At 73.4% G+C, this 11,651-nt stretch carries 12 protein-coding genes; all 12 read right to left on the bottom strand.

The window, feature by feature from the left end:
* Position 1 precedes the first annotated feature (1 nt).
* Genes ACEZDG_RS30325 through ACEZDG_RS30270 form a run of 12 tightly spaced genes read right to left on the bottom strand, consistent with a single transcriptional unit; the run spans position 2 to position 11,649 of the window.
* Positions 2-298 carry a phosphopantetheine-binding protein gene (locus tag ACEZDG_RS30325; protein WP_380515640.1) on the bottom strand — a complete coding sequence of 99 codons (297 nt, stop codon included), beginning with the start codon at positions 296-298 and terminating at the stop codon, positions 2-4.
* A 41-nt stretch (positions 299-339) separates the two neighbouring features.
* Positions 340-1,269, bottom strand: coding sequence for a 3-oxoacyl-[acyl-carrier-protein] synthase III C-terminal domain-containing protein (locus ACEZDG_RS30320; protein WP_380515638.1), 930 nt, complete (start codon positions 1,267-1,269; stop codon positions 340-342).
* The gene (locus ACEZDG_RS30315) at positions 1,266-2,705 is read right to left on the bottom strand and encodes a condensation domain-containing protein (protein ID WP_380515635.1); all 1,440 of its coding nucleotides are present in this window, start codon (positions 2,703-2,705) and stop codon (positions 1,266-1,268) included. The genes ACEZDG_RS30320 and ACEZDG_RS30315 overlap by 4 nt, the downstream gene beginning before the upstream one ends.
* The gene (locus ACEZDG_RS30310) at positions 2,706-4,334 is read right to left on the bottom strand and encodes a class I adenylate-forming enzyme family protein (RefSeq protein ID WP_380515633.1); all 1,629 of its coding nucleotides are present in this window, start codon (positions 4,332-4,334) and stop codon (positions 2,706-2,708) included.
* A gap of 43 nt (positions 4,335-4,377) precedes the next feature.
* Positions 4,378-5,349, bottom strand: coding sequence for an alpha-ketoacid dehydrogenase subunit beta (locus ACEZDG_RS30305; RefSeq protein ID WP_380515631.1), 972 nt, complete (start codon positions 5,347-5,349; stop codon positions 4,378-4,380).
* On the bottom strand, positions 5,349-6,314 hold the full coding sequence (locus tag ACEZDG_RS30300) for a thiamine pyrophosphate-dependent dehydrogenase E1 component subunit alpha (protein WP_380515628.1): 966 nt from the start codon (positions 6,312-6,314) through the stop codon (positions 5,349-5,351). Before ACEZDG_RS30300 ends, ACEZDG_RS30305 begins: the two co-directional genes overlap by 1 nt.
* Positions 6,307-7,242, bottom strand: coding sequence for a phytanoyl-CoA dioxygenase family protein (locus tag ACEZDG_RS30295; protein ID WP_380515626.1), 936 nt, complete (start codon positions 7,240-7,242; stop codon positions 6,307-6,309). Before ACEZDG_RS30295 ends, ACEZDG_RS30300 begins: the two co-directional genes overlap by 8 nt.
* A complete protein-coding gene (gene hppD, locus ACEZDG_RS30290) occupies positions 7,242-8,366 on the bottom strand; it encodes a 4-hydroxyphenylpyruvate dioxygenase (protein ID WP_380515623.1) in 1,125 nt (374 codons plus the stop codon). The genes ACEZDG_RS30295 and hppD overlap by 1 nt, the downstream gene beginning before the upstream one ends.
* An 11-nt stretch (positions 8,367-8,377) precedes the next feature.
* Positions 8,378-9,661, bottom strand: a complete 1,284-nt coding sequence (locus ACEZDG_RS30285; protein ID WP_380515620.1) for a beta-ketoacyl-[acyl-carrier-protein] synthase family protein — start codon at positions 9,659-9,661, stop codon at positions 8,378-8,380.
* Positions 9,658-10,248, bottom strand: a complete 591-nt coding sequence (locus ACEZDG_RS30280) for a hypothetical protein (protein WP_380515617.1) — start codon at positions 10,246-10,248, stop codon at positions 9,658-9,660. The genes ACEZDG_RS30285 and ACEZDG_RS30280 overlap by 4 nt, the downstream gene beginning before the upstream one ends.
* A complete protein-coding gene (locus ACEZDG_RS30275; protein ID WP_380515615.1) occupies positions 10,245-11,402 on the bottom strand; it encodes a beta-ketoacyl synthase N-terminal-like domain-containing protein in 1,158 nt (385 codons plus the stop codon). Before ACEZDG_RS30275 ends, ACEZDG_RS30280 begins: the two co-directional genes overlap by 4 nt.
* The gene (locus tag ACEZDG_RS30270) at positions 11,395-11,649 is read right to left on the bottom strand and encodes an acyl carrier protein (protein ID WP_380515613.1); all 255 of its coding nucleotides are present in this window, start codon (positions 11,647-11,649) and stop codon (positions 11,395-11,397) included. Before ACEZDG_RS30270 ends, ACEZDG_RS30275 begins: the two co-directional genes overlap by 8 nt.
* Positions 11,650-11,651 lie beyond the last annotated feature (2 nt).

The raw sequence follows: 11,651 nt of genomic DNA, 5'->3' as shown, positions 1-11,651 counted from the left end.
GTCAGGCCTCCGGGAGCAGGTTTCCGGCGACGTAGTCGGCCAGCGAGCCGACCGTGCCGAAGTCGTCGCGGCCCAAGTCCTCAACGCTGATCTCCAGTTCGAGCCGTTCCTCCAGTTCCAGGACGAGTTCGAGCCCGGTGGTCGAGCTCATCCCGAGGGCCTCCATCAGCGTGGTGTCGGCGGTGGCCCCGGTCACCTCGCGCTTCAGGACGTGGGGCAGCAGGGCACAGATGCTGTCGACCAGCTGCTCGCGCAGGGCCGGGTCGATCGCGGCAAGGGCGGTGTCCCGCTCCGTCATCGTGGTTCCCTTCAGTGGGTGTTCAGTTGCGTCAGCGCGGTTCAGTGCCGGAGGGCCATGGCCGAGAAGGTGGCGCCGCGTCCGGCGCCGGCGGCGGCCATCACATACGGTTCGCCCGGACGCAGCAGCCCCCGCTCCTGCGCCGTGCGGTAGTTGACGAAGGTGTCGGCGCAGAAGACATGGCCCGCGGTCGCCACGTTGTCCAGGACCACGCGCTCGCGCGGGTAGTCGAGGGTCCGGCAGACCTGGTGCCAGGCCACGTGGTTGACGTTGTGCGGCAGGATCAGACTGACCGCGTCCATGGTCAGTCCGGCCCCGGCGACGGCGGCTTGGATCGCCTCGGCCAGCGCGTCGGCGTAGATGCGCTGGAACTCCAGGGCGGCCTCCTCCTCGTCGGTGTCGAACTCGCCCCGCAGGTCCGCGGCGTAGGAGAGCAGCCGGTCGCGCTCCCCGGCCGGGGCGACCAGGCAGGCCGAGGCGCCCTCGCCGAAGAACGAGGTGTCCGGGACCATCCGGGCCTCGGGGGTGAACGCCTTCTCCCCGGCCAGCACCAGCGCCAGGCCGTCCGGGTCGCCGTCGGCGTCCAGCAGCCGCCCGGCCGCGTCGATCGCCAACAGTCCGGACGCGCAGGCATGGTGGCCGACGGCGAACACGGTCGCGCGGTCGAGGCCCAGCTCCTGGCACAGTTCGTGGACCGGGTTGTGCGGATAGGGCACGACCGTGGGGAAGGTCCGGGCGTGCAGGACGTAGCGGACCCGGTGCTCCTGCCCGCGCAGTGCGTCCAGGCCGGCCACCGCGCCGCGGAGCAGGTCGAGCAGGCTGCCCTGCGGGTCCCGGCCGACCTGGCCGAGCTTGTGGTAGCGGCGGAAGATCTTCATCTGCATCGGGGACAGCTCGAACTGCTCGGCCAGGTCCTCGATCGGCACCCGGTCCTGCGGCAGGTAGCCGGCCACCGCCAGCAGCGCGGTCATCGGGCCGGCTCCGTGGGAAGGGCCGGGTCGAGCGCGGCCTCGACGGCGATGGCCTCCATGCCCCGCGCCAGTGCCTCGGTGTCGGCGGGGGAGAAGAAGTGGGTGTCGAAGTGGATCTCGATCAGCAGACCGTCGGGGGCGTCGTCGACGCTGACGAAGAGCCGCTCGATCGGGTCCTCGCGCTGGGCGGTCCAGCGGAAGACGGTGTCGCCCTGGGCCTTGCGCAGCGCCTCGTCCAGCTCGTCACCGCTCAGGGCCAGGTCGTCCGGTGACTTCCGGTGGGTGCTGCGGTCGTTGAAGAAGCAGGCCACGTCGACCTCCTCGCCCCGCTCCCGGGAGACCTGGGCGATCAGTCGCCGTACGTGCTCCGGGTGGAAGTAGGCGTACTTGTAGGCGGACATGGTGCCGCGCCGGGCCCGCTCGACCACCTGGTCCACGGTGGCGTCCGCGACGTCCAGCACGCAGATGCCGGCCTGGGCGACCATGCAGACCACATCGGCCAGCGCGGGCCGGAAGCGGTTGTTGACGACGGGTCGGACCACCACCGGGTTGACGCCGGTGATCCGGTTCAGCGCGACCGCGTACAGGGACAGCAGGACGGTCGGGGTGTCGGTGCCCGTCCGCGCGGCGATCACCGGCAGGGCGGCGGTCAGGGCCGGTGAGCGGAAGTCGGCGCTCCAGTGGCGCGGGCTGCGCGGGTCGGCGGAGCCGGCGAACCGGCCGGCCGGGATGGTCCGGAGGATGCCCTCCCAGTGCCGCAGCGCCTTGTCGTTCTGCCGCTGCCCCGCCGGGGAGTGCTGCCACCGGGCCTGCTCCAGCTGCTGCATGCCGGTGACCGGCGTGGTCACCCGGTCCTTCACCTCGCGCAGCATCATCATCGCGCCGAGGGCGTCGGTGACCAGGTGGTCCATGATGGTGACCAGGTGGCTGGGCAGGCCGTCCTGCCGCACCACGGCCATCCGCACCGGCCACTCGTCCACATAGTCGAAGTCGGTCTCCCGCCAGCGCAGTTCGATGGCCAGGGCGAGCTGGTCCGGGTCGGCGTCGCCGGCGTCGTAGACCTCCAGGGCGGTCCGGCCGGAGCCGAAGAGCTGCTGGGTGGGCCAGCCCTCGGCGTCGAACCTGAGCCGGGTGCGCATGGACGGGAAGCGGGTCATCAGATAGCGCAGTTCCTCCGCCACGTCGGCGACGGTGGTGCCCTCGGGCAGCGGGACCCGGCCGCCGATGGGCAGCGAGCTGTTCTGGCCGGACATCGCGTGCCAGATCTCCCACATGCCCCAGGACAGTTCGTCGACGCCGGCGCCTTCCCCGGTGAAGTCGACCGGCACCCGCTCGGTGACCGGGGGGATGGCGCTCGGCGGGACGGGGACCGGGGAGGCGGCGACCAGGGTGGCGGGGACCGGGCCGGGTCTCGCGCCCGTGTCATCGGTGTCCATTCAGACCGCCGCCATCTCGGCCCGGTGCCGCTGCCGCATCAGGAACTTGCGCACCTTGCCGGTCGGGCCGACGATCAGGTCGTCCTCGGAGATGACGACCACCCGGCGCAGTGTCGCCGCCGCGGCCTCGGTCAGCGCGGCACGCACCGCGGGGGTGCGGTCGGCGTCCGGGTCGGCGCTGCCGTGCAGGGCGAGCAGCACGTCGGTGACCACCCGGCCGTCCACCTCCAGCGACACCACGGTGCAGTCGTGGACGTCCGGGCAGGCGGTCAGGATGCGCTCCTCGGACATGGCGGTGTAGAGCCACTCGCCGCCGCCGAGGTCGACCGCGTCCACCGCCCGGTCGACGTGGAAGTAGTAGCCCTCCTCGTCCCGGTACAGCAGGTCGCCGGTGAGGTAGTAGCCGTTCAGCCGGGTGCGGTAGGTGGCGCCGGTGTCGTTCCAGTAGCCGGGGGCCAGGGTCGGCGCCTTCAGCCCGAAGTGGCCGACCTGGCCGACCGGGACCTCCCGGCCGGTGGCCGTGTCCAGCAGGGCGACCTGGGCGAAGCTGTGCGGCACGCCGACGCAGCGGCCGTAGCGCTCGGTGCTGCCGCTGTGGGTGATGTGGAACGCGGAGTGGCCCATCTCGGTGGAGCCGAGGCCGTCCACGAAGCTGGAGCCGGGGATCCGCCGGACGCCCTCGCGGCTCACCGTCTGCTGGGAGCCGGCCGCGACCAGGTTGCGGATGTGCGGTTCGTGCGCGCAGTCGCCGGTGTTGAACCACAGCGCCACCGAGCTCAGGTCACGGGTGCTCAGGTCGTAGCGGGCCAGCTGGGCCCAGGTGGCGGCGAAGCCGAAGACGCCGGTCGGCTGCCAGCGTTCGATGGCGTCGACCACCGCCGCTCCGTCGTTCTGGGTGGACAGGAACATCAGGTCGCTGCGGTTGCACAGGGCCAGGTTCAGCGCCGAGATGCCGGCCGCGTGGGCGGACGGCAGGGCGCTGAGGATCCGCGCGGCCCCCTGGGCGCGCGGCGCCGCCAGCCGGAACAGCCGGGTGGCCGCGAACAGGCTGTTGTTCGAGTGGACCACCGCGGTGGGCATCCGGGTGGTGCCGGAGGAGTGGGTGATGGCGATCGGGTCGTCGCCGTCGTGCTGGTACGGCGGCGGCGCCTTGGTCGGGTCGCCGGTGCCGGTCGCGGCGGTGTCGCCGTGCACGGCCAGGCCGAGGTCCTGGCCGGCCAGGCGGGTGCGGTGCTCGGGGTCGGTGAGCAGGCCGACGCCGCGCAGCCGGCGGATGTACTCGGCGGCGATGTCGCCGGGGACGTACTGGTTCACCAGCGCCGGGATCGCGCCCAGCCAGGTCAGGGCCAGGAAGTTCAGCAGGCAGTCGGCCGAGCTGGACACATAGACGGCGACCGGGTCGCGCGGACCGATGCCCTGCTCGTGCCACCAGGCCGCCCTGGCCGCCACCCGCTCCCGGAGCTGACCCAGGGTCAGCTGCTGCCAGGCCGGGAACCCGTCGACCGGGACGTCGAAGCCGGCGCCGGGACCGTCCGGGTCGGCCCCGTGCTCGAACAGTTTGGGCAGGACGTTGCCCGCGCCCAGGCCGGGGTCGGCGGCCAGTCTCGCTCTGATGTTGCCGCTGGTCACTGCGCTCTCCTTTGTGTGCCATCTCGTCCTGGCGACCGGCCGCTCATCCGGCGCCGACCACTTTCTCGACCGCCGCCCGCAGTTGGGCCCGGGTGGGCTGGCAGGCCAGGTCGAGCTCCCGGGCGAACGGCAGCACGGCGCCGTCCGGCCGGGTGATCCGTCGCGGCGGTGCGATCAGCCGCATCTCCTCGGCCGCGGTGGCGATGATCTCGCCGCCGATGCCGCAGGAGCGGTTGGAGTCGTCGACCACGACCAGCCGCCCGGTGCGCTCCAGCGACGCGGCCAGCCCGGACCAGTCGAAGGGGTGCAGCGTGCGCGGGTCGAAGACCTCGACCGAGACCGTCCCGGCCAGTTCCTCGGCCACCGCGAGGGCGTCGTGGACCAGGTGGCCGACCGCCACCACGGTGACGTCGGTGCCGCTGCGGTGGATCCGGCCGACCCCGAGCGGGATCGGCGCGAGCTGCGCGAAGTCCAGGTTCTCCCGGACGCCGAGGGCCCCGGAGGGCGCGAAGACCACCACCGGGTCGTCGTCCCTGATCGCGGTCGCCAGCAGCCCGTAGGCGTCCGCGGCGGTGGCCGGCACCACGGTCTTGACGCCGACGTGGGCGAACAGGCTGTACGGGTGGTCCGAGTGCTGGCCGGCCCAGCTGTCCCGGGAGCCCGAGCCCGGCAGCAGATAGGTCACCGGGACCCGGGTCTGACCGCCCGTCATCAGCGAGAACTTGTGCGCCTGGTTGGCGATCTGCTCGAACACCAGGAACAGCAGCGCCGGGATCTGGAACTCGATCAGCGGGCGCAGCCCGGCCATCGCCGCGCCGGTGGCGAAGCTGGTGAACGCCTGCTCGGAGATGGGCGTGTCCAGCACCCGGTCCGGGCCGAAGCGCTTGAGCAGCCCGGCGGTGGCGTGGGTGACGGCGACGCCGACGTCCTCGCCGAACACGCAGACGGCGGGGTCGCGGTCCATCTCGTCGCCGATGGCGCGGTTCAGGGCCTTGAGGTAGGAGAGGTTCGGCATCAGAGCGCCCCCGCCCTGGCCCGCATCCCGGTGGCGTAGAGGTGGTCCAGGGCGCCGGCCGGGTCGGGGTGCGGTCCGGCCAGGGCGAACCGCACGGCGTCGTCGAGCAGGGCCTCGACCTCCGCGTCGATCGCGGCGCGGGCCGCCGCCGGGATCCGGGCGCCCTGGATCTCCAGCGGATCGCGGGAGCGGCCGATCGCGACCTCCTCCTCGGTCCGGTAGCGGGGACGCGCGGTGTGCTCCCAGGTGTGGTGGGCGTCGAAGCGGTAGGTGACGCACTCCAGCAGCGACGGGCCGGCCCCGGACCTGGCCCGGGCGACCGCCCCGGCGGTGGCGTCGAGCACCGCCTCGGGGTCCATCCCGTCCACGGCGGCGGCCGGGATGCCGAAGGCCTCGGCCCGGCCGAGGATCGTTCCGGCCACCGTCTCCGCAGTCCGCATCGAGGTGGCGAAGCCGTTGTTCTCGCAGACCAGGACCACCGGGACGCGCCACAGCGCGGCCAGGTTGAAGGTCTCCAGCACCACGCCCTGGCTGACCGCGCCGTCGCCGAAGTAGGCGAGCGCGACCCGGTCGGAGCCGGACCGGCGGAAGGTCCAGGCGGCGCCGGTGGCGATCGGCACGGCCGCGCCGACGATGGCGTCGGCCCCGAGCACGCCCACGCCGAAGTCGGCGGCGTGCATCGAGCCGCCCCGGCCCTGGTTCAACCCGGTGGTCCGGCCCGCCAGTTCGGCCATCATCCGGGCCGGGTCGGCGCCCTTGGCGAGCACATGGCCGTGGCCGCGGTGGGTGCTGGTGATCACGTCGTCCGGGCGCAGCGCCGCGCAGGTGCCTGCGGCGATGGCCTCCTGGCCGGTGTAGGGGTGGATGCCGCCGCGGATCACGCCGGAGCGGACCAGCTCCACCGCCCGCTGCTCGAACCCCCGGATCAGCGCGACCGTCCGGTAGAGGCCGGCCGGGTCAGCCATGGTCGGCCGATCCGTCGGCCGACCAGAGCACCGGGCAGAACGCCGGGTCCGCGTAGTCGGGGCGGCCGTCCGGCAGCCGCCGGACCAGCACGTCGTGGTTGTACGCGGCGACGCCGCCGTCGCTCAGCTCGAACCTGCGGTACTCGTTGCCGCCGTCCTGGAGGTGGAACGAGACCGCGCGGCGCGGCCGGGGACTGCGGTTGGGGCCGCTGCCGTGGTAGGTCAGGCAGTGGTGGAAGCTCATGTGGCCCTTCGGGATGACCAGCGGCACCTTGCGGATCTCGGTCCCGTTGTACGCGGCGTTCTCGGCCAGCACCCGTTCCAGGTCGGCCTTGTCGCGCTCGGCGAAGTGCTTGGTCATCGAGTCGTCGCGGCCGGTCTCCTTCCACAGGTGGCTGCCGTCGACGACGGTGAGGGTGCCCATCTCCTCGTCGCAGTCGTGGAACGGGATGAACGCGGTCAGCATCCGCTCGGAGGTGCAGGTGGACCAGTAGTGCTTGTCGAAGTGCCAGGGCACGATGTTGCTGGGCTCGCCGCTGACGGCCGGCTTGAGGATCAGCGTGGACTGGAACACCCGGATCTCGGCCGCCCCGGCCAGCCGGGCCGCCACCGCGCCGATCAGCGGCTTGCGCAGCAGCCCGGCCAGCGGGTCGCTCTCGTAGTGCACGTAGTCGTTGTGCCGCTGCACCGGTCCGTCCGAGGGCTGCCAGGCGGCCAGCCGCGGCGGGCGCACCGGCAGGGTCCGGCTGCGCTCGCCGGCGTAGTAGTCCTCGCTGGCGGCGACCAGCCGGTCGACCTCCTGGTCGGTGAACAGCTTCTTCGACAGGTACCAGCCGTGCTCGGCGTAGAAGGCGACGTCGTCGTCGTCCGGCAGCAGCGCGAGCTCCTGCTCGGTGAGGGTGAAGCTCCGGGTCGGGGTGGTGGTCATCAGCGGGCCGCCTCGGTGGAGTGGGCCGCCTGAACGGGCAGAGCCGCCTGGACTGTCTGGCGCACGGTGGCGAGTTCCCTTTCCTTGGCCTCGTAGAGGGCGGGGATGTTGCTGGTGCCGAAGGTGCGGGCGCCGTGGCGCTCGATCAGCTCCCAGAAGAAGGTCCGCCGCACATGCAGGGACTTGGCGAAGATCTGGTACATCTGGCCCCAGTGGTCCCGGTCCACCAGGATTCCGCGCGGTCGCAGCCGGTCCACCGGCAGGTCGACCGGGCCGAGCCGCTGGTCCAGGGCGGTGTAGTAGCTGTCCGGGGTGGAGGCGAACCCGACGCCGCGCTCGCCGAGGGCGTCGACGGCGGCGATGATGTCGCGGCTGCTCAGCGCCAGGTGCTGGACCCCGGGGCCGTCGTGCCAGGCCAGGAAGTCGTCGATCTGGCCGGGGGAGCGGCTCAGGTCGGGCTGAATGAGCGTCAGCGTGACGCCGCCGCCCTGGCTCTGCACCACCTGGGAGAACATGCCCTGCTTGCCGACCTCGATGTACTCCTCGAAGATCAGATGGAAGCCGAAGGCCTTGCGGTAGTAGTCCACGGTGGTTTCGAGCTGCCCGTCCGGCACGCAGACCGCGGCGTGGTCGATGGTCAGCAGCAGTTCGGGACCGGTCGGCGGCGGCAGCTCCAGCATCTCGATCGCGCCGGGCAGGAACTCCTGGTCGGAGCCCTCCCGTTGGACCAGCCGGTGCACCACGTCGCCGAACCCGGAGACGGTCGCCGTCACCACCGAGGCGCCGTCGCGCTCGAAGGTCTGCGGCGCCTCGATCGCGGTCGCGCCGCCGGCCACCGCGCCCTGGTACGCGGCGGCGGCGTCCGGGGTGCCGAAGGCGATCACCGCCACACCGTCGCCGTGCCGGGCGACGTAGTCCACGGCCGGGTGGTCCGGCTGCAGGCCCGAGGTCAGCAGCACCCGGCAGTCGCCCTGGCCCAGCAGCAGGCTGCGCTGCCCGGGCAGGCCGGTCTCGGGCCCGCCCTGCCCGTAGAGGCGGAAGCCGAACGCGGAACAGAGGACGAACGCCGCCTGGCGCGCGTCACCCACGTAGAACTCGACATGATCGACGCCGAGGAAGTCCATTGTCGCTGCTCCTAGGTCGAACGGGACAGCCGAGTGCTCGGCCGGCCGTAGACGAGACTGATGTTGTGGCCGCCGAACCCGAACGAGTTCGACAGCACGTGGCTGATCTCCGGGGCCTGGCGCGGGGCCTTGCGGATGTGGTCGAGCTCGCAGGCCGGGTCCGGATCGTCGAGGTTGTGGGTCGGCGGCAGCAGCCCGCGCCGCAGCGCCAGGATGGAGACCGCGGACTCCACCACCCCCGAGGCGCCGAGCATGTGGCCGGTGACCGCCTTGGTGGCGCTGACCGGCGGGGGCTGCTCGCCGAAGACCTTGCGGATCGCGGTGACCTCGGCCAGGTCGCCGAGTTTGGTGCTGGTGCCGTGGGCGTTGATGTAGCCGATGTCCTCGGTCCCGACCCGGGCGTCGGCCAGCGCCCGGCGCATGCAGGCGGCGGCGCCCTCGCCGTCGGGACGCGGGGTGGTGGCGTGGTGCGCGTCATTGGTGGCGCCCCAGCCGAGCACGTCGGCGTACCCGGCCGCGCCACGCGCGTCCGCGTGCTCGGCGCGCTCCAGGACCAGCACGCCGGCCCCCTCGCCCAGCACCAGGCCGTTCCTGCGGCGGTCGAACGGGCGGCTGGCGCCGGTCGGATCGTCGGCCCAACCCCGGGCCAGCGCACGGGCGTTGCCGAAGGTGTCGGCCAGCGTGGGGAACAGCGGCGCCTCGCCGCAGCCGACCACCACCACGTCGGCCTCGTCGGCCCGCAGCAGCCGCAGGCCCTCCCCGATCGACTGGGCCCCGGCCGCGCAGGCGGTGCCGATGGAGGAGCTGTAGCCGCGGATGCCGTGCCGGATGGCGACCCGGGCGGCGCTCATATTGGGCAGCATCCCGGGCAGCAGATAGGGACTGACGCCCAGTCGGCCGCGCTGGGTGCGGATGATGACCTGGGCCTCCAGCGTGGCCAGACCTCCGGCCCCGGACAGGATGACCCCGATCCGGTAGGGGTCGACATCGCGGCCGACCTCGATGCCGGCGTCGGCCAGCGCGTCCGCCGCGGCCCGCATGGCCAGCACGATGTAGCGGTCCACCACCCGGCTGTCGGGGCCGGAGAGCAGCGAGGCGGGGTCGATCGGCGGCGAGAAGGCGGCCACCTCCAGCGATCCGGTCAGCGGCCCTTCGGGGGGACGGCTCAGTCCGGACCGGCCCTCGCACATGGCCGCCATCACCTCGGCGGCGGTGCTGCCCACCGGGGTGACCAGGCCCATCCCGCTGACGACCACGTCCGCGCGGCTGCCGGTCCCGGGTTGTGCGTCGGTCACAGCTGTTCTCCCTCGGGGTCGTGCAGCAGGACGGCGGCGGCGCGGTCGTCGGCGCCGGCGGTGTGGGCCTGGTCCACCCGGATCAGCAGCGCCCGGTCGGCGTCCCGGTCGGCGAGCAGCAGGGCCGCCACCTCCAGTCCCGAGCGGGTGTCGCCGACGCACACCACCGGTCCGGTCAGCTGCCACAGCGCGGCGACATGGCCGGCCACGGCATTGGGGACGGCCTGGAAGAACAGCAGCGGTCCGACCCGGCCGCCGCTGTCGACGGCCTCCGCCACATGCACCGCCCCGGCGAGGTCGCCGAGCGGACTGACCAGGACCACCGCGGTGACCGGACGGTCCGCGGACGGCCCGGCGGGCTGACTCCGGGTCAGGCAGCGGCGGGCCACCTCGGCGGCGAGCGGGCTGAACGAGGACACCACGAACCCGGCGATCGGGGGCGCGGTGCGGTCGGCTGCCGACTCCGGCCAGTCCGCCGAGGCGAGCACCCGCAGCCCCGCCGCCGTGGCGGCTGCGGCCAGGGCGGTGCCCTCGGCTTCAGCGTCGGATGCGGCCTCGGCCGGTGCGTCGATCATGGTGTCGGTCACGGTGTGCCGACCAGCAGCGCCGTGTTCGCCCCGCCGAAGGCCATGGTCAGGCTGAGGCCGTAGTCGGAGCTGCTGTCCGCCGCCCGGTCGAGGACCAGGTTGAGCGGGCAGCCGGGGTCGGGGCCGAGGTAGCCCGCGTTGACCGGGAGCCTTCCGGCCCGCAGCGCGGACATGGTGACGAGCAGTTCCAGCAGCGCCCCCGCCTCCAGCGCCTGGCCGTGCACCGACTTGGTGGAGCTGACCGGTACGGTCGCGGCGCTGTCGCCGAGGGCCAGCTGTAAGGCGGCGGCCTCGGCGGTGTCGCTGACTGGGGTGCCCGAACCGTGGGCGTTGACATAGCCGACCTGCTCGGGCCGCACCTGCCCGCGCTGCAGCGCGTCGGTGATCGCCCGGGCCAGACCGCTGCCGTCGGGCCGGGGTTTGACGACATGGTAGGCGTCCCCCGCGCGGCCCCAGCCGGACACCCGGGCCAGCGGTTCGGCCCGCCGGGCCCGCGCCGCCGCGGCGGACTCCACCACCACGGCGACCACCGCGTCGCCCAGCAGCAGCCCGGTGCGCTCGGCGCTGAACGGGCGGACCCGTCCGTCCCGGGCCAGGGCGCGTCCGGCGTCGAACACGGCGAACTGGTCGGCGTCGACCAGGTAGCCGGCCGCCACCACGATCCGGTCGGCCCGGCCCCGGGCGATCGCCGCGGCGGCGTCGGCCAGCGCGGTGCTGGACGCCACGCAGGCCGAGGTGTAGGCCCGGGCGCTGCCGGACAGTCCGCCGCGCCGGGCCACCGCGTCGGCGAAGGCGTCCGCGCCGTGGGCGGGGCGGTCCGTCTCGGCGGCCCGGGGCAGGTCCGGGTCGCCGTGCACGGCCAGGTGCAGCGGGCAGTCGGCGCGTTGGGCGGCGGACAGCCCGGCCCGGTCGCAGGCCTGGTCGATGATCCGGGTCAACTCGGTTGCCAGCACCGGGTCGCCGGGGTGCGCGGCGGCCTGGCCGACCCGCCGGCCGGAGACGTCGAAGCGCCGCACCGGCGCGAAGGCCGGTGTGCCGTCGAGCGCGGCGGACAGCAGCGGCTCGATGCCCTCGCCGAAGGCGCTGAGCACGGCGGCCCCGGTGACCACGACGGATTCGGCTCCGCGGCGGGCTGCTGACACTGTCTCAGTCATCTGCGGTCACCTCGTTCCGTGCCTCCGGCCGGAGTTCGTCGAGCACCTGGAGCACCCCGGAGACGGTGGTCATCCGGGCCAGGGTGTCGTCGTCGAACCGGCCGCTGTAGCCGTGCTGTTCTTCGATCTGGTGGACCAGCCAGGCCAGTTCCATCGAGTCGATGCCCTCCGGCACCTGCTCGGGCGTACGGTCGCCGAAGGCGGCGAGCATCGCGACGACCTCGGCGCGTCGGGGTTCCGTCGACACGC

It is taken from the genome of Streptacidiphilus alkalitolerans (assembly GCF_042511045.1).
Taxonomy (GTDB): domain Bacteria; phylum Actinomycetota; class Actinomycetes; order Streptomycetales; family Streptomycetaceae; genus Streptacidiphilus; species Streptacidiphilus alkalitolerans.
The sequence above is the reverse complement of the archived record's forward strand: the minus strand, read 5'-3'. Positions and strand labels throughout refer to the sequence as shown.